This window comes from Nocardioides panacisoli, assembly GCF_019448235.1.
Classification (GTDB): domain Bacteria; phylum Actinomycetota; class Actinomycetes; order Propionibacteriales; family Nocardioidaceae; genus Nocardioides; species Nocardioides panacisoli_A.
Genome location: NZ_CP080409.1, coordinates 1,682,276 through 1,698,583, shown reverse-complemented (window position 1 = coordinate 1,698,583; position 16,308 = coordinate 1,682,276). Strand labels below are relative to the sequence as shown.

The window sequence follows — 16,308 nt, the reverse complement described above, 5'->3', positions numbered from 1 at the left end:
GGGAGCGCTCAGGCGCGGGTGCGGACGCGTGCCCGCGCGTTGCGACGCTTGAGCGCCCGGCGCTCGTCCTCGCTGAGGCCGCCCCACACGCCGTGGTCCTGTCCCGCCTCCAGTGCCCACTGCAGGCACTGTTCGCGCACGTCGCAGCGCTGGCACACGGCCTTGGCCTCCTGGATCTGCAGGATGGCCGGACCGGTGTTGCCGATCGGGAAGAACAGCTCCGGGTCCTCGTCGAGGCATGCGGAGCGGTGACGCCAGTCCACGGTGGGGGTCCTCTTTCCTTCCTGCGTGCGCAGGGAGTGATTGCGTGGGGGATGGATGAACAGGAGGCGGGGCGGCTCGTCCGGTCTGCAGGCAGCACCGGGACACACAAGTGAAGCCGTTCACCAGCCGAGCCCCAGCGTTCCAAGGAACGCGTCGTGAATCAAGGGGTAAGTGAGGTCGACTGGATCACAAAACCCGTGGTCAGCGTGGCGTGTCGGCGTGGTCTACGCTGCGCGGGTGTCGGAACCAGGGGACGCCCGCGAGACGCCACCACCGTTGACAGTGGCGGCCTCGCTGGTGGCGCTGCAGGCGGTGGTGCTGCTCGGCTTCGCCGTGGTCGAGGTGGCCGACCTCGCTCCGGAGCGTCGTGCGTTGGGGGTGTCGACCGCGATCTTCTTCGCCATCTACGCCGCCCTGCTGGCGGCGTCGGCGTGGGCGCTGTGGCAGCTGCGCGCCTGGTCACGGGGCCCTGTCCTGCTGACCCAGCTGATCCAGCTCGGCCTGGCCTGGAACCTGCGCGACATCCCCTTGTTGGCGATCGGGCTCGCGGCGACCGCGCTGCTGGCCATCGCCGGCACGATCCACAGCGACAGCGTGGCGGCGCTCGAGCGCGACGTCGACGACCGCGACTGAGGTCGGGGCTCGACGCCCCTGGCGCTGCGCTGCCGCCCCCGCGAGCACCACGAGGATGATGCCGAGCAGTTGCTCGGGGTCGGGGCGCTGGTGCAGCACCACCGCTCCGAGCAGCAGGCCGAAGGCCGGCTCGAGTGCCATCAGGGTGCCGAACGCGGTGTGGGTGAGGTGGCGCAGCGCGAGCATCTCGAGTGCGAAGGGCAGCGCGGGGAGCAGCAGCGCCAGCCCGGCCGCGGCGGCCACCACCGCCGGCGTGATCGCGCCGGACGCCTGCGGCACCCCGAACAGCGCCGCGGTCGCCGCGGCGATCGGGATGGTGAGGGAGAGGCCCGAGATGCCGCTGAAGCGATCGCCGACGTGTTGCGTGAGCACGATGTAGGTGCCCCATCCGAGTGCGCCGAGGGCCGCGAAGGTGACGCCGGCGACGTTGACCTCCCCCTGCCAGGGTTGGGTGAGCAGTACGACGCCCAGGAGCGCCAGTGCTGGCCACCGCAGCTGCCGTCGGTCGTGGCTCCGGACGGCGGCGACGGTCAGGGGGCCGAGGAACTCGATGGCAACGGCGGTGCCGAGCGGGATCCGCTCGATCGCCGCCAGGAACGTGATCGTGACGAGACCGGTCGTGACCCCCAGCCCGACCAGCGGCGCGACGTCGCGCCGCGTCACGGTGCGCAGGGGAGGTCGTGCCAGTGCCAGGAAGACCAGTGCGCCCAGGGTCAGTCGCAGCCATGCGGTGCCTGCCGGTCCCACCTCGGCGATCAGGCCCACCGACAGTGCGGACCCGAGCTGGACCGAGAGCATCGCGGTGACGGCCAGCGTCCACGGGGGCACGGGGAGCGAGCCGGTCGCCGGTCGGACCCTCACGTGGTGCCTTCGGGACGTTCCCGCCAGTCGCCCAGGAGGTCCCGGCGGCGCCGCTGTTGCCGCGCGGCGCCCCGGTCGAGCCGTTGGTTGCGCTCGTCGAGTCGCTCACTCACGCGGCTCCGGTGGCCCACGGGCTTCTCGTCGTCGTACTTGAACTTCGCCTCGACCCGCAGGACGGTCAGGACCAGTCCGCGGATGCCCGGCAGCATGCGGGCGTGGGGAGGCCCGTCGGCGGTCACCTCAGCGTGCCCGCCCTCGGGTTGGAGATCGGCCAGTTGCGCGCGGAGGATCCCGGCCTTGGCGTCGGGGTCGTCGACCACCGCTGGGTGGCACACGAACTGCACGGAGGTGTAGTAGCTGGTCGGGACACCGTCGGTCACGGGCGTGTCGGGTGCAGCCCGCCAGTAGGAGGGGACGTAGGCGTGGTCGCCGGTCAGGGCCAGTCGCACCTCCGCAGCTGCCTCGAGGTGCGGCCACGCGGGGTTCGACCGCGAGAGATGGAGCCAGATGTCGTCCCCGGCGAGGGTGAAGTGCGTGGGTACGACGATCGGTGCGGCAGCCGGGTCGCAGTTGTTGGCAGTGAGCAGCCCGAAGCGCTCGGTGGTGGCGAGCCACGCCCGCCACTCCCGGTCGCTCGTTGCCCGGTCCCAGGGCAGGATCTCCACGTCAGGCCCTCCTCGTCGCGCGCTCGGCCGGTTCCCACACGGTCAGTGAGAAGGTCGCGACGGCGTCACTCGTGTTGCCGTAGGCATGGGGACGGTCGCCATGGAAGGACGCGGCGTCCCCGGTCGCGAGCGTCACCGGTTCCCGGTCGACGGTCAGCATCAGCTCCCCGGTGTGGACGTGGAGGAGTTCACGGGTGCCGGGGGGATGGGCCTCACTGCGGTGTTCGTCCCCCGGGGCGAGGGTCCACGACCACAGCTCGACCACCTCCGGGCCCGGGGCATGGGCGACGAGGACGCCGTGGCCACCACGATCCCCGTGCCAGAGGGTGGCGCCCTCGTCCCGGCGGGTGATGACCAAGGGACGCGTGGTGGGCGGCTCGACGAGCTCGGGAAGCCCGATCCCGAGCGCCTCGGCGAGCCGCAGCAGGGTCCCGACGCTGGGGTTGGTGGCGCCCTGCTCGACGTTGACGACCATGCGTCGGCTCACTCCTGCCGATTCCGCCAGGCGGTCCAGGGTCCAGCCACGGGCTCCGCGTTGCTCCCGCAGGCGTGTCCCGATCGCCCGGGCGAGGGGAGTGGCGTGGTCGTCCATGAGTGCACGATAATGCACTGATCGTGCAATGTCACGGCGCGCGTGGCGGCGGGGTGCGGTGCCGGACCCGACCGCGGCCGGACGCACCAGTGGCCGTGCCCGAACTGGACACGGCCACTGGCGACTGCCTGCTGGGGATCAGCCCTTCTTGGTCTCCCAGAAGATCTCGGCGATCTCGTCGATCTTGGCGAGCAGCTCGTCGGCCTTCTCGATGTCGAAGGTGCCCTTCGTGCCGGCCGCGCCCGCGAGCTTGGTGGCCTCGTTGACGAGGACGTGCAGCTGCGGGTACTTCTCGAAGTGCGGGGGCTTGAAGTAGTCGGTCCACAGCACCCACAGGTGGTGCTTGACCAACTCGGAGCGCTCCTCCTTGATCACGATGGCCCGGGCACGGAAGTCCGGGTCGTCGCTGTCGAGCGCCTTCTGGATGACCATCTTGACCGACTCGGCCTCGATGCGGGCCTGGGCGGGGTCGTAGACGCCGCACGGCAGGTCGCAGTGGGCCGAGACCTCGATGGTGGGAGCGAACAGTCGCTGGAACATGCGTGTCCTCTCTGTGCTCTAGCTTTCGGTGGATGTGGCTGCCTGCGACACTACTCGCCGTGAGCGGTGAGGCAACGGGGGGTCGTCGGCGGCTGGGGCTGGCCGTGGTCAGCGGCGCCTCGATGCTCCCGACGCTGCGTGGCGGCGACCGGCTCCTGGTCCGCCACGGCGGCAACGCGCGCCCGGGGAGGGTCGTCGTCGCCCGACTCCCCGACGGCACGGTCGCGGTCAAGCGGGCCGTGGAGGAGCGCACCACCGCGAGCGGTGCCGCCGGCTGGTGGCTGCTCAGTGACAACCCCGACGCGGGCGTGGACTCGCGCCATCGCGGCCCCGTCGCGGACGGCGACGTCCTCGCCGTCGCCCTCGCGCGGGTGTGGCCGGCGCCACGCCTGCTCTGAGACCGTGTCGGCTGCGCGGGGGCGCTGTGGAAGAATCGCCGCCCGTGGCCGCTGACGTCCCTTCCACCCATCCCCGGGCAGGTGACCCGGTCTTCGACCTGCACCTCGGTGGGAAGATGGAGGTCCGCTCCTCGGTGGCCCTCGACAGTGCTGCGGAGCTCTCGCTGGCCTACACGCCGGGTGTCGCGCGCGTGTGCTCGGCGATCGCCGAGGACCCCACGCTGACCCGCTCCTACACCTGGGTGCCGAACACCGTCGCCGTGGTCACCGACGGCACCGCGGTCCTCGGTCTCGGCGACATCGGTCCCGCTGCGGCGATGCCGGTCATGGAGGGCAAGGCCGTCCTCTTCAAGCAGTTCGGCGGCGTCGACGGCATCCCGGTGTGCCTGGACACCACCGACACCGAGGAGATCATCGAGACCGTCGTCCGCATGGCGCCCAGCTTCGGTGGCATCAACCTCGAGGACATCTCGGCGCCGCGCTGCTTCGAGATCGAGGATCGGCTCAAGGAGCGCCTCGACATCCCGGTCTTCCACGACGACCAGCACGGCACCGCCGTGGTCACCCTCGCCGCGCTCGTCAACGCGCTGCGACTGACCGGTCGTGAGCCGGGGGAGACCCGCATCGTCATCTCCGGTGCCGGTGCCGCCGGCGTGGCGATCGCCAAGATCCTCCTCAACGCCGGTATGCACGACATCGTCGTCACCGACCGCAAGGGCGTGGTCAGCTCGGACCGCTCGGACCTGACGCCGGTCAAGAAGGAGCTCGCCGCCCTCACCGCCGACCCCAACGGACGCAGCGGCACCCTCGCCGACGCCTTCGACGGCGCCGACGTCTACATCGGCGTCTCCGGGGGCACCGTCCCCGAGGACGTCGTCGCGACCATGGCCGAGGACGCGATCATCTTCGCGATGGCCAACCCCGACCCCGAGGTGCACCCCGAGGTCGCCCACCGGTACGCCGCAGTGGTCGCCACCGGACGCTCCGACTTCCCCAACCAGATCAACAACGTGCTGGCGTTCCCCGGGATCTTCCGTGGCGCCTTCGACGCCCAGGCCACCGCCATCACGGAGGGGATGAAGGTCGCGGCGGCGACCGCGCTCGCCGACCTCGTCGGGGACGAGCTGCGTCCCGACCTGGTGATCCCCTCGCCGTTCGACGCACGGGTCGGCCCCGCGGTGGCCCAGGCGGTGTCCGGGGCCGCCCACGCCGACGGCGTCGCACGGGCCCCGCGCTGAAGCGGCGGGCTCGGCATCCCCCCAGAACGCCGACCCCGCCGCTGGCCCGCCCTGCTCGGGACGGCGGCGCGCGGTGCACCACTGCCGACGAGGAGTCGACCGACGGCGGCCTGATACGCCGCCGCGGAAGAAACCTTCCGACGGGCCGTTGCGGCGTCATCCGGGGTCGGTAGGGTCGCGGACATGTTCGCCGTCTACGCCGAGTCCTTCTCCACCGACGACCCGCTGTCCGGCCTCGTGGTCGGTGAGCGGCCCGACCCGGTCGCACCCGACGGGTGGACCACCGTGACGGTCAAGGCCGCATCGCTCAACCACCACGACCTGTGGTCGCTGCGCGGCGTGGGCCTGAAGGAGGACAAGCTGCCGATGATCCTGGGCTGCGACGCGGCCGGGATCGACGAGGACGGCAACGAGGTCGTCGTGCACGCCGTGGTCTCCGACCCCAACTGGCGCGGTGACGAGACCTTCGACCCGGGCCGCTCCCTGCTCTCCGAGCACCACCAGGGCAGCTTCGCGGACAAGGTCGTCGTACCGCGCGGCAACGTCGTGCCGAAGCCGGCCTCGCTCTCCTTCGAGCAGGCCGCCTGCCTGCCGACCGCATGGCTGACGGCGTACCGCATGCTGTTCACCCAGGGTGGCCTCAAGCCCGGTGACTCCGTGCTCGTCCAGGGAGCCGGTGGCGGTGTCGCCACCGCGCTGATCACCTTGGCCCGCGCCGGTGGCCTGAAGGTCTTCGCCACCAGTCGCGACGAGGCCAAGCGGGCCAAGGCGCTCGAGTTGGGCGCCCACGAGGTCTTCGAGTCCGGCGAGCGGCTGCCGTTCAAGGTCGACGCCGTGATGGAGACCGTGGGCCGCGCCACCTGGTCGCACTCCGTCCGGTCGCTGCGCCCCGGCGGCAAGATCGTCATCTCCGGCACCACCTCCGGGCCTGACGTGGACGACGCCGGCCTGATGCGGATCTTCTTCCTGCAGCTGCAGGTGATCGGCTCCACCATGGGCACGCGCGACGAGCTCGGGTCGCTGGTGCAGCTGCTGGACGCCTCCGGCTCCGCGCCGCTGATCGACCGCACCATGCCGATGGAGCAGGCCCGCGACGGGTTCGCCGCCATGGCCGACGGCGACGTCTTCGGCAAGATCGTCTTCACTCGCTGAGGTGGGCGCCGCGGGGTCACCCCGCGGTCGGCGACGGGCCGTAGCACTGGACCGCGCAGTCCAGTGCGTCCGCCCCGAACGCCTGGGCGACCGCGTCGGCGGGCGCCACGCCGTGGGCGAGCAGCTCATGGAGCCGCGGGAACCGCTCGGCGGCCGCTGACTCGGAGATGTCCGACGGGGCGGCGATGACGTGGCGCGCCCCGGCGTGCAGCCACGCGCGCGCCATCCCGAGCGAGCCGCCGCCGACCCCACAGGCGGAGAGCACGACGACCTCGGGCACCCTGCGCAGCGGCTCGACGTCGTGGCCGAACCAGGGGCCGTCGTGGAGCTCGGTCGCGGCGAACAGCCGATGGCCCTCACGGTCGCGGCCGTGGGCACACACGTGGAGCACGTCGACCGCGTCCGCCAGGGCCCGCAGCTCCGCGCAGGTCGCCGCGGGACGCACGCCGGCCTCGGCCACGCCCTGCCAGGCCGCCGCCACGGCCGTGGACTCCGCCGCGCCCGTGCGGGTGCCCGGCCCGAGGACCACGCCGACCGACCCGGGGGTGATCGGCCGGTGGGGAGCGCTCGCCCACGCCGTCGCCGAGAGGGGGAGGGCGACCGCGGTGCCCCGGAGACTCGCCAGCTGGCCCCAGGGGATCCTCGCCAGCTCGTCGGGCACCGTGAGCACGACCTGCCCCGCGTGCGCGAACGCCGGCGCCACGATGGCATCGATCGCCGCGAGGCGTGACCCGAGGCTGCGGCGTACGACGGCCGCCGTCGACTGGGCGGTCAGGGCCAGGTCGGCGGGCAGGCCCGTCAGGAGGGAGGCGAGGCGGGGCCACGGCCCCAGTCGGAGCACTTCGACCTCGTCGGGCGCGACGACGAGCGCGACGACCTCGTCCGCGACCCGCAGGATGCTGACGAAGCGGGCGTCCACCAGTGCGGTGCGGAGTCCGTCCAGGGAGAGCGGCGCGATCGACTGCACCGCCCCGCTGGCCCGCCAGCGACCGCGCCGGATCTGGTCGATCAGTCGTGCCCGCTCCTGCTGGTCACCCTCCGGGCCGAGGTGGCGCAGGCGGGCCAGCAGGTCGCCCAGCTCGTCGGGCGGGCGTGGGGGGATGCCGCGGGCCGCCACCTCACGGGCACGCTCGGACCACTCGAGCAACGCGGCGGGGTCGCCACTCGCGAGCGCGGCGCGCTGCCCCAGGAGCACCACGTGCTCGCCCCGGGTGAGGGTCGACCCCTGGAGCTCGAGGCTGCCGATGTGGCGTTGCCACTCCTCGAGCTCGTCGATGGCGGCGGCCGCCCGGCGCAGCGCCTGCTCGGTGTCACCTGCCGCCAGCGCCACCGCCGCGCCGACCTCACCGGCGAGGAGTCGGTTCGCCAGGGGCTCCTCGGAGCCGACGGTGCCCGGTGCCTCGCCCCGCAGCCCGGCGGCGTGGATGCGGAGGGCACGTGCAGCCGTCCGTGCTTCGGCCGCCTCGAGCCGGGTCGCCAGATCGGTCAGCTCCCCGACCGAGGGTGGGTCGGCGGTCCGCAGGCGCAGCTCCAGCTCCGTCGCGGCCGCCCGGTCCGCCTCCACGGCGTTGCCCTGGGCGGCGCACCGCGCCGCGGCCTCCTGCGCCAGTGAGACGGCGGCGGGGCCGGCCGTGAGGCGCGCCAACCGGATGTCGACGTCGGACTGCGCCCGCCAGAGCCCGCTGTCGGCGAGCCGGTCGCGGACCTCGCGCAGCAGCCCGACCGCCTCCTGGCGGAGTCCGGCGGCCTCCAGCGCCTCGCACCGGTCGATGTCGATCGGCGCGGTGACGAACGGACCGAGCGAGTCCAGGGTGGGTCGCGCGCCGTCCATCAGCTGCAGCGCATCCACCAGCTCCCCGCGCAGCAGATGCACGTAGCCCAGGTTGTGGGCGCACTTGGCGACCTCGAGTGCGTCACTGCCGCCGAGTCCGGTGGCGAAGTCGGCGGCGGCGCCGTCGAGCTCGCCCAGCCCCAGTTGCACCACGCCGCGGTTGTTCAGCACGCGGTCGCGTGCCGGTCCCGTCAGGTGCTCGAGCGCCTCGCTGAACAGCACGACCGCGTCCCGGGCGCGGCCCCCGAGCCAGCGCACGTACCCGACCTGTCCCACCAGGGTCGCCCGGCCGGCCGCGGACATCCCGGCACGTGACAGTGCCCGGTCGCAGCGCTGCCCGGCCGCGTCGACCGCCCCCTGCTCGGCCTCCACGAACGCCAGCGTGCCGTCGACCAGGGCGAGCTCGTCGACGTCCACGGCGAGCGGGAGGGCCCGCCGCAGCAGCGCCTCGGCCCCTCCGAGGTCCCCGGCGTTGGCGAGTTCGGTGGCGCGTCGGTGCAGATCGACGGCCGTGGCGTGGGCGCCCACCGCGTCATCGTGTCAGAACTGGCGGCGAGCCGCCCGGAGCGCCGCAGCGGCACCCTTGATGCGCTCGGCCCGCGTCCGCGTCGGCTTGAGGTGCGCGGCCACCCGGGCCGCGACGATCGGTGCAGCGAACGACGTACCGCTCCAGCAGGCGAAGCCGCTGCCGTAGTCGTCGGGATCGATGGTCTCGCGACCACCGGAGCGCACGAGCGGCTCGTACGCCGTGTTGACTCGCGGGTGGGTGCTCACCAGCGAGGCACCGACGACGTGCGCGGTCACCCACGGTCCGTCGTTGCTGAACGCCGCCACGGTGCCGTTGGGGTTGCGGGCGCCGACCGAGACCAGGGGTGCCACGTGCTTGGCGGTGCGGGTCGCGAACGCCGCCGGGTAGTGCGGACGGCTGGTGCCGGCGTTGCCCGCGGAGGCGACCACCGTGGTGCCCTGCGCCCGCAGCAGTTGGAGGACGGCGTAGAGCCCCTCGCTGTAGACCTGGTCGTCGTCGCTCTCGTGGGTGTAGCTCAGCGACAGGTTCACCACGTCGACCGGGTGGCCGCGGTGCTGGTGGGCGACGAGGTCGGCGAGGGTCCCGACGAGCGTGAACTCGTCGACCAGTCCGTCGCCCTGGCACACGCGGATCGCGAGGACGTCGGCGCCGGGAGCGAGCTGGCGCACCAGCCCGGCGATGAAGGTCCCGTGCCCGGCAGCCGGTTCGGCGAGCCCGTCCAACGGGGTGCCGTCGTCGGGCTCGCGCTCGGCGTCGATGCCGCCGAGCAGGCCGATGGGGGAGCCGTCGAGGTCGGGACGGGTGACGACCCCGTCCAGCCACGGGTGCGGTGCGCAACCGGTGTCGAGCACGGCGACCGTGACCGGGCGGCCGCGACCGGAGGGACGGGGCGGCGGCGGGGCCAGCACGGCGACCGGCTGCTTGCCGCCCGCGCCGGGCACCAGGTAGCTCGTCACCGGGTTGGTGGAGGTGACGGGGTTGGTCGAGGTGACGGGGTTCGTGGACGTGACCGGGTTGGTCGAGGTCACCGGGTTGGTCGAGGTCACCGGGTTGGTCGAGGTCACCGGACCGATGGCCAGCACGTGGTCGAGACCGACCACGCCCTTGCCGCGCTGCTCTCGCAGTGCACGGAGGAGCACGTGGGCATCGGGCGTGTCCGCGGGCGTGCCGGGAGCGCGGGCCACGCGCAGCCGCGTCACCCCCGACGGACCGGCCCCGCGGGGGAGCCCGGCACGGGTGAGGTCCTGCATGCTCGGCGCCCCCCGGGGAGGTGGCGTGAACTCGACCACGCCGTCGGCCTCGAGCACCCAGCCGCGTGCCTCCGCCAGGGAGCGCAGCGCCGCGAGCTCGTCCTCGGCGCCGGGCACCTGGGGGACCAGCAGCGCGTCGGGCACGTACGCCGTCGGGTACCGCCCGGCGTCCGGCTCGGCGGGGCTGACCCGCCACGACAACGTCCGGTACGCGTCCTGCCACGAAGCCACCGCTCACACCTCGATCTCGGGGGTCTGGAATGCCTTGCGCTCACCACGGAGCCGGAGACGGACCGGGCCCCGTGGGACGTCGTCGAACTCGAAGCGGCCACCGTCGCCCACGTCCGCCACCCGGCGCCCCACGGGCGTCAGCAGCTCGACCTGCCGCACGCCCTCGGACCACCCGTCCACCCGCCGGCTCCCGTCGGGTTCGTCGGAGATCCGCACCAGGAGCGTCAGCTCGTCGGTCGCGCACTCCAGGACCTGCGCCTCGTCGCCCCGCACGGCTGTCTCGGTGATCGCCGACAGCGAGAGCAACTCGAACTCCAGGTCCTCGGCGGCGATCGCGGCGACGATCCGGTCGGGAAGGTCGACCGGCATCGGGTCGCGGCGCTGCCACATCGCCTGCAGCTCGTTCAGCAGGACCTCGTCGGGCTCAGTCATGGTTCGCTCCCCGGGTCGGGCCGGCGCCGTTCGCGGCGAGCAGCGTGCGGAGCTTGGCGAGGCAGCGTCCGCGGGTCGGTCCGATGCTTCCCACCGGCATGTCGAGGTCCGCGGCGAGCCGCGCGTAGTCGGGTCGGTCGAGGAACGCCGCGACGCGGAGCAGCCGCTGGCACCGATCCGACAGTTGCGCCACCGCGTGCCACAGGCTCCGGTCACGCAGGTTGGTCGTCGCCTCCTCCTCCGCCGACCGGGACGCGGGCAGCGGGAGGTCCTCGTCCACCACGGGATCGGTGCGGCCGCGTTGGCGGGCCACCCGCCACGCCTCGCGTCGCGTGGCGGTGGTGAGCCAGCGCCCGACCGCGACGGGGTCACGCACGCTGTCGGGGTTGCGCACCAAGGCGAGCCATGCGGACTGGACGACGTCCCCGGCCGTCTCCTCGTCGAGGTGCTGGGCACGGGCGACCTGCCACAGGACGGGCGTGAGCAGCCGCACGAGTTCGTCCATGGCGGCGGTGTCGCCGTCCCGCCAGTGGACGAAGTGGCGCGTCGCGTCGTTCCAGAGCTGCTCGGTGCCGCCCGTGGTCGCCATGACAGGAGTGTTCACGGTCCACAGGTGTCCGCGCCACCCCTGCTGATACCGGAGGGGTGATTTCGGCGGATTCGGTGCCCACGGAAATGATTTCGCGATCAGCAACGTTGACCGCGATGATGGGTGCCGCGCTGCGGCCACGGCTCGGCGCCCACCGGCGGTCCCCGAGCGGGGACGGCGCCGCCCCGCTCGCACGACCTGCTGAGGATCGCCCATGACTGCGCCCGACCGGACTGCCACCGCTGCCGAGGGCCGTGCGGACGCGCCCCGGCGTACGCCGCCGGTCGTCCGGCTGCTGGTGCTCGCGGCGTTCGTGGTCATCCTGAACGAGACGATCATGGTCAACGCGATCCCGCGGCTGATGAGCAGCTTCGGGGTCACCGAGGCGTCGGCCCAGTGGGTCTCGACCGCGTTCATGCTCACCATGGCGGCGGTCATCCCGGTGACCGGTTGGTTCCTGCAGCGCTTCAGCACCCGACGCGCCTACGCGACCGCCATGGGCACCTTCCTGGTCGGCACCGCCATCGCCGGCCTCGCGCCGACGTTCGAGGTCCTGCTGCTGGGGCGCATCGTGCAGGCCGCCGGCACCGCGGTGATGGTGCCGCTGCTGATGACCACGCTGATGACCGTGGTGCCGCCCCACGACCGCGGCCGGGTGATGGGCAACGTCACGCTCGCCATCTCGGTCGCACCCGCCCTGGGCCCGACGATCTCCGGCGTCGTGCTGCAGACCGGGTCCTGGCGGCTGCTGTTCGCCGTGGTCCTCCCGATCGCCGCGTTCATCACGTGGTCGGGGCTGCGTCGCCTCGAGAACGTGGGGGAGTCCGGCACCGACCACGTCGACTGGGCCAGCGTCGTCATCGCCGCTGCCGGCTTCGGTGGCCTGGTCTACGGCCTGACCCGCTTCGCCGAGGGCGAGGTCGGGCTGCCGATCGCGATCGCCGGCGCCGGTCTCGCCCTGGTCGTGGTGTTCGTGCTGCGCCAGGTCCAGCTGATCCGCCGTGGATCGCCGCTGCTGGACCTGCGCGCGCTGCGCCACTCCACCTTCGCCCGCGGCCTGCTGCTGATGACGATCGCGTTCATGACCATGCTCGGCGCGATGATGCTGCTGCCGCTGTACCTGCAGAACCTGCGGGGGCTCTCGCCGCTGCAGACCGGCCTGCTGGTGATGCCCGGCGGCCTCGCGATGGGACTGCTCGGCCCCACCGTCGGGCGGCTCTTCGACGCCCACGGCAGTCGACCACTGGTGATCCCGGGCACCGTCGGCATCGTCGCCGCACTGGTCGGGCTCACCCAGCTCTCGCTCACCATGCCCTACGCCGTGGTGCTCGCGCTGCACGTGCTGCTGATGCTGTCGCTGGCGTTCACCTTCACCCCGGTCTTCACGCTGAGCCTGGGCGTCCTCCCGGCGCACCTGTACTCCCACGGCAGCTCCATCCTGGGCACGCTCCAGCAGGTGGCGGCCGCCTTCGGCACGGCACTGGCCGTGACGGTGATGACGGTCCGTGCCGACGCCGTGGTTGCCGAGGTGGGCCAGCGGGCCGCCACGGTCAGTGGCATGCGGTGGGCGTTCGGTGTGGCCGCCGCCATCGCGCTGCTGACGGTCGTGGCTGCGGTGATGCTGCCGCGCCGCGTCGAGGAGGTCGAGGCTCCGGTGGAGCCCCGTGACCCCGTCGACCCCGTCAACGCCGTCGAGCGTCTCGACGAGCCCGCGGGCGCCTGAGCCGAGCCGTGCCTCGGTTCGCCTAGGGGCGCGACTTCCAGCCGAGGGCGCCGATCAGGAGCATCCGCAGCTGGGTGCGCGCCTGGTCGACCAGTGCGCGTTCCTCGCTCGAGGCGGATCCGGTCTTGACCAGTGACTCGGTGGTCACCACGAGGACCGAGACGATGAGGTTGGCCAGCGTCCGCAGGTCGGCGTCGCTCCACTCGCCGACCACCGGCTGGTGGGCCAGGTCGGTCGCCAGTTCGCGCTCGAAGATCTCGATGTTGCGGTCGATCTCCGCGCGCACCGCCGGCGGGCCGGCGAAGCGTTCGCGGGCGATGAAGGCGAAGTGGCGGTCGCGCCGACGGACGTGGTCGACCAGCACGGCGACCGAGGAGTCGATCATGTCGCCGGCCTCTGCGGTGCCCTGGCGGCGTACGTCGCGCAGCATCTCGCGCAGTGTCGCGAAGGACTCCTCCACCAGGGCCAGGCCGAGCGCGTCGATGGAGTCGAAGTGGCGGTAGAACGCGGTGGGCACGATGCCCACCTCCTTGGCCACCTGTCGCAACGAGAGGGCGACGAGTGCGCGCTCCTGGCTGAGGTCCAGGGCGGCGTCGAGGATCGCGCGGCGCGTGCGCTCCTTGCGCTCGACTCGGGTCTCGGTCACGGGACGATCCTACGAAGTGAACATGTGTGCACCATCACCACGCCGGTTCCTTGACCCTCCGTTCGGCGGCACGGCACCATTTCGGTGTACGCACGTTCACTGAACGAGGAGTTCACCGCATGAGCATCGTCGCCGACACGACCGGACGGTTGCTGCGGTCGCGGCTGGCCGGCGCACTTGCCTCGCCGCACGGCGTGGACACCTACCTCCAGCTGCTCGACCCGATGCTGGCCGCCCACGACGTGCGAGCGCGCGTCGTGGACGTCACGCGGGAGACGACGGGCACCGGGAGCGCGCCGGTGGCGACCCTCACCCTGCAGCCCACCCGCACCTGGCGCGGTCACCGGGCCGGGCAGCACGTACTCGTGGGCGTCGACCTGCCGGGATCGGCCAAGCGCCACACCCGCGCCTTCACCATCTCTTCGGCCGGGTCCCAGCCGGGCGAGTGCTTCACCCTCACCGTGCGGGCGCACGAGGAGGGCCAGGTGTCGAAGTTCCTGGTCCGCGAGGCGCGCCCCGGGCAGCTCCTGCACCTCTCCCAGGCCCAGGGCGAGTTCACCCTCAACGAGAGCCCGGCCACCCCCACCAACAACCACCTGCTCTTCATCACCGGCGGCTCGGGTATCACGCCGGCCATGTCGATGCTGCGCACGCTGCTGCGGGACGGCTACGACGGCCACGCCGGCCGCAAGGTGACCTTCCTGCACTACGCCCGCAGTCCCGAGGACCAGATCTTCGCCGAGGAGCTCGCCGCGATCGCCGCGGCCGACAACGGCGTCGAGGTCCACCTGCGCCACGGCGACCAGACCTTCAGCGAGTTCGAGCTGCGCCGCCTCGTGCCGCACTTCCGCGACACCGACACCTGGCTGTGCGGGCCCCCGGGGCTGGTCGAGCTGGTCCGGGCGGCGTACGGCGACTCCGAGGGGGCGCGCCGCCGGCTGCGCATGGAGTTCTTCAAGCCCGCCGTGGCCCGCGCCGCCAGCGACGGCGAGCCCGCCGGTGGCGAGGTCAGCTTCACCCGCTCCGGCCGCACCGGCACCAACGGCGGCACCAGCCTGCTCGAGCAGGCCGAGGAGCTCGGGCTGAACCCCGAGTCCGGCTGCCGGATGGGCATCTGCTTCTCCTGCACGGCCCGCAAGACCGCCGGCACGACCCGCGACGTCCTCACCGGCGAGGAGTCCTCGCTGCCCGACGAGGACATCCGCATCTGCGTCAGCCAGCCCGTCGGCGAGTGCCACATCGACCTCTGAGGGTCTCGACGCGCCCGTTCGTACCCGCGGGCACACGACCACCGAATCCACCAGGAGTGACCATGAGTCAGACCACGACCGACCAGACCCCCACCGCGGCGACGTATCACGGCCTCACCGAGGAGCAGCTGGACTCCTTCGGTGCGGAGATGGACGCCATCCGCCAGCGCGTGCTCGCCGACCTCGGCGACGCCGACCGCGACTACCTGATGCGCGTGCTGAAGTGGCAGCGCGGGCTGGAGATCACCGGCCGGGCGCTGTTCTACCTGCCGCCGGCCTGGCCGATCGCCGTCGGCGCGCTGAGCGTGGCCAAGATCCTGGACAACATGGAGATCGGCCACAACGTGATGCACGGGCAGTACGACTGGATGGGCGATCCCGCCCTCAACTCCCGCATGTTCGAGTGGGACAACGTCTGCCCCAGCGACCAGTGGAAGTACTCGCACAACTACATCCACCACACCTTCACCAACGTGCTGGGCAAGGACCGCGACATCGGCTACGGCATCCTGCGCATGGACGAGGACCAGGCGTGGCACCCGTACTACCTGGGCAACCCGCTCTACGCCTTCCTGCTGATGGTCTTCTTCGAGTGGGGCGTTGCGTTGCACGACCTCGAGGTCGAGAACATCGTCAACGGGACCCGGAAGCTGGAGGACAACAAGGCGCTCCACGCCGGGATCATGCGCAAGGTCCGCAAGCAGGCGCTGAAGGACTACGTGCTGTTCCCGCTGCTCACCGGGCCGTTCTTCCCGCTGACCTTCCTGGGCAACGCCACGGCCAACCTCATCCGCAACGTGTGGGCCTTCAACATCATCTTCTGCGGCCACTTCCCGGCCGGCGTGGAGTCCTTCACCGAGGACGAGATCGTCGACGAGAACGGCGACGAGGCCCGCGGCAAGTGGTACCTGCGCCAGCTGCTGGGCTCGGCCAACATCACCGGTGGCCCGCTGTTCCACATCATGAGCGGCAACCTGTCCCACCAGATCGAGCACCACCTGTTCCCCGACCTGCCGGCGCGCCGGTACCCCGAGGTGGCCGGCGAGGTCCGTGAGATCTGTGAGCGCTACGGCCTGCAGTACAACACCGGTCCGCTGCGCAAGCAGCTGGGAAGCGTCTTCGCGAAGATCTGCCGCCTCGCGCTCCCGGACCGTACGCCGTCCGGGCGGGACGGCGACCGGGCCGGTCGCGTGACGCAGGACGCGTTGGCGGCCTGAGGCCGACGGGGCACACTGTTTCCATGGAGCACGACAAGGACCGCCTCAGCAGGGCCGAGATCGGCAAGGACGCGATCCAGTCGACCGCGGAGGCCGCCGCCACGACCGTCGGCGAGGTGTCCTCGATCATCGTCGGCGCCGTCCGAGACGTGGCCACCGCCGTCGGCGGGTTCGCGACCGAGGTGTTCGAGATCCGCGAGGCGAGCCGCCGCGCCGCGGAGGAGCACGCCGAGGACTGACGCCGCCGGGTGGTGGGACCGCCCCGTG

General features: G+C 72.3%; 17 protein-coding genes. 7 read left to right on the top strand and 10 right to left on the bottom strand.

Annotated features, from left to right (window positions below):
• Positions 1–8 precede the first annotated feature (8 nt).
• The 5 genes from KUV85_RS08320 to sodN form a co-directional block, all read right to left on the bottom strand.
• Positions 9–263: a WhiB family transcriptional regulator gene (locus tag KUV85_RS08320; protein WP_219962743.1), complete on the bottom strand. Its 255-nt coding sequence runs from the start codon at positions 261–263 to the stop codon at positions 9–11.
• 460 nt (positions 264–723) lie between these two features.
• The gene (locus tag KUV85_RS08315; RefSeq protein WP_219962742.1) at positions 724–1,758 is read right to left on the bottom strand and encodes an EamA family transporter; all 1,035 of its coding nucleotides are present in this window, start codon (positions 1,756–1,758) and stop codon (positions 724–726) included.
• Positions 1,755–2,423 (bottom strand): FMN-binding negative transcriptional regulator, encoded by a 669-nt coding sequence (locus tag KUV85_RS08310; RefSeq protein ID WP_219962741.1) that lies wholly within the window; start codon positions 2,421–2,423, stop codon positions 1,755–1,757. Before KUV85_RS08310 ends, KUV85_RS08315 begins: the two co-directional genes overlap by 4 nt.
• Position 2,424: 1 nt before the next feature.
• Positions 2,425–3,015 carry a helix-turn-helix domain-containing protein gene (locus tag KUV85_RS08305; protein ID WP_219962740.1) on the bottom strand — a complete coding sequence of 197 codons (591 nt, stop codon included), beginning with the start codon at positions 3,013–3,015 and terminating at the stop codon, positions 2,425–2,427.
• 138 nt (positions 3,016–3,153) lie between these two features.
• On the bottom strand, positions 3,154–3,555 hold the full coding sequence (gene sodN / locus KUV85_RS08300; protein ID WP_219962739.1) for a superoxide dismutase, Ni: 402 nt from the start codon (positions 3,553–3,555) through the stop codon (positions 3,154–3,156).
• Between the two features lie 59 nt (positions 3,556–3,614).
• Between sodN and KUV85_RS08295 the strand changes: the two genes are divergently transcribed.
• The 3 genes from KUV85_RS08295 to KUV85_RS08285 all read left to right on the top strand — a co-directional run bounded on the left by KUV85_RS08295 (position 3,615) and on the right by KUV85_RS08285 (position 6,343).
• Entirely contained in the window at positions 3,615–3,953 is a 339-nt protein-coding gene (locus KUV85_RS08295) for a S24/S26 family peptidase (RefSeq protein ID WP_219962738.1), read from the top strand.
• A gap of 116 nt (positions 3,954–4,069) precedes the next feature.
• Complete coding sequence (locus KUV85_RS08290; RefSeq protein WP_219962882.1) at positions 4,070–5,191, top strand: NAD(P)-dependent malic enzyme; 1,122 nt, start codon at positions 4,070–4,072, stop codon at positions 5,189–5,191.
• Positions 5,192–5,374: 183 nt separating this feature from the next.
• The gene (locus KUV85_RS08285; protein WP_219962737.1) at positions 5,375–6,343 is read left to right on the top strand and encodes a zinc-binding dehydrogenase; all 969 of its coding nucleotides are present in this window, start codon (positions 5,375–5,377) and stop codon (positions 6,341–6,343) included.
• Positions 6,344–6,359: 16 nt separating this feature from the next.
• On the opposite strand, the gene KUV85_RS08280 is transcribed toward KUV85_RS08285, so the two are convergent.
• The 4 genes from KUV85_RS08280 to KUV85_RS08265 are packed head-to-tail and all read right to left on the bottom strand — an operon-like array spanning position 6,360 to position 11,205.
• On the bottom strand, positions 6,360–8,702 hold the full coding sequence (locus tag KUV85_RS08280) for a CHAT domain-containing protein (RefSeq protein ID WP_219962736.1): 2,343 nt from the start codon (positions 8,700–8,702) through the stop codon (positions 6,360–6,362).
• Positions 8,703–8,714: 12 nt separating this feature from the next.
• Positions 8,715–10,184 carry a S8 family peptidase gene (locus KUV85_RS08275; protein WP_219962735.1) on the bottom strand — a complete coding sequence of 490 codons (1,470 nt, stop codon included), beginning with the start codon at positions 10,182–10,184 and terminating at the stop codon, positions 8,715–8,717.
• Positions 10,185–10,187: 3 nt separating this feature from the next.
• Entirely contained in the window at positions 10,188–10,616 is a 429-nt protein-coding gene (locus tag KUV85_RS08270) for a hypothetical protein (RefSeq protein WP_219962734.1), read from the bottom strand.
• Positions 10,609–11,205, bottom strand: coding sequence for an RNA polymerase sigma factor (locus KUV85_RS08265; RefSeq protein WP_219962733.1), 597 nt, complete (start codon positions 11,203–11,205; stop codon positions 10,609–10,611). Before KUV85_RS08265 ends, KUV85_RS08270 begins: the two co-directional genes overlap by 8 nt.
• A 214-nt stretch (positions 11,206–11,419) precedes the next feature.
• Between KUV85_RS08265 and KUV85_RS08260 the strand changes: the two genes are divergently transcribed.
• Positions 11,420–12,928, top strand: a complete 1,509-nt coding sequence (locus KUV85_RS08260) for an MDR family MFS transporter (protein WP_219962732.1) — start codon at positions 11,420–11,422, stop codon at positions 12,926–12,928.
• A gap of 22 nt (positions 12,929–12,950) precedes the next feature.
• Here the strand turns inward: KUV85_RS08260 and KUV85_RS08255 are convergent, their stop codons facing one another.
• Positions 12,951–13,574 carry a TetR family transcriptional regulator gene (locus tag KUV85_RS08255; RefSeq protein ID WP_219962731.1) on the bottom strand — a complete coding sequence of 208 codons (624 nt, stop codon included), beginning with the start codon at positions 13,572–13,574 and terminating at the stop codon, positions 12,951–12,953.
• A 119-nt stretch (positions 13,575–13,693) separates the two neighbouring features.
• Here KUV85_RS08255 and KUV85_RS08250 point away from each other — a divergent pair, with 119 nt between their 5' ends.
• The 3 genes from KUV85_RS08250 (at position 13,694) to KUV85_RS08240 (ending at position 16,280) form a co-directional block, all read left to right on the top strand.
• On the top strand, positions 13,694–14,824 hold the full coding sequence (locus KUV85_RS08250) for a ferredoxin reductase (protein WP_219962730.1): 1,131 nt from the start codon (positions 13,694–13,696) through the stop codon (positions 14,822–14,824).
• A 62-nt stretch (positions 14,825–14,886) separates the two neighbouring features.
• A complete protein-coding gene (locus KUV85_RS08245; RefSeq protein WP_219962729.1) occupies positions 14,887–16,041 on the top strand; it encodes a fatty acid desaturase family protein in 1,155 nt (384 codons plus the stop codon).
• A 23-nt stretch (positions 16,042–16,064) separates the two neighbouring features.
• Positions 16,065–16,280 (top strand): hypothetical protein, encoded by a 216-nt coding sequence (locus KUV85_RS08240; RefSeq protein WP_219962728.1) that lies wholly within the window; start codon positions 16,065–16,067, stop codon positions 16,278–16,280.
• Positions 16,281–16,308: the final 28 nt, after the last annotated feature.

Excerpts from the sequence above, each read along its gene's own strand:
- KUV85_RS08285 (WP_219962737.1), top strand. The coding sequence starts at position 5,375 with ATGTTCGCCGTCTACGCCGAGTCCTTCTCCACCGACGACCCGCTGTCC.
- KUV85_RS08265 (WP_219962733.1), bottom strand. The coding sequence starts at position 11,205 with ATGGCGACCACGGGCGGCACCGAGCAGCTCTGGAACGACGCGACGCGC.
- KUV85_RS08240 (WP_219962728.1), top strand. The coding sequence starts at position 16,065 with ATGGAGCACGACAAGGACCGCCTCAGCAGGGCCGAGATCGGCAAGGAC.
- KUV85_RS08270 (WP_219962734.1), bottom strand. The coding sequence starts at position 10,616 with ATGACTGAGCCCGACGAGGTCCTGCTGAACGAGCTGCAGGCGATGTGG.
- sodN (WP_219962739.1), bottom strand. The coding sequence starts at position 3,555 with ATGTTCCAGCGACTGTTCGCTCCCACCATCGAGGTCTCGGCCCACTGC.
- KUV85_RS08245 (WP_219962729.1), top strand. The coding sequence starts at position 14,887 with ATGAGTCAGACCACGACCGACCAGACCCCCACCGCGGCGACGTATCAC.
- KUV85_RS08260 (WP_219962732.1), top strand. The coding sequence starts at position 11,420 with ATGACTGCGCCCGACCGGACTGCCACCGCTGCCGAGGGCCGTGCGGAC.
- KUV85_RS08290 (WP_219962882.1), top strand. The coding sequence starts at position 4,070 with ATGGAGGTCCGCTCCTCGGTGGCCCTCGACAGTGCTGCGGAGCTCTCG.
- KUV85_RS08305 (WP_219962740.1), bottom strand. The coding sequence starts at position 3,015 with ATGGACGACCACGCCACTCCCCTCGCCCGGGCGATCGGGACACGCCTG.
- KUV85_RS08250 (WP_219962730.1), top strand. The coding sequence starts at position 13,694 with ATGAGCATCGTCGCCGACACGACCGGACGGTTGCTGCGGTCGCGGCTG.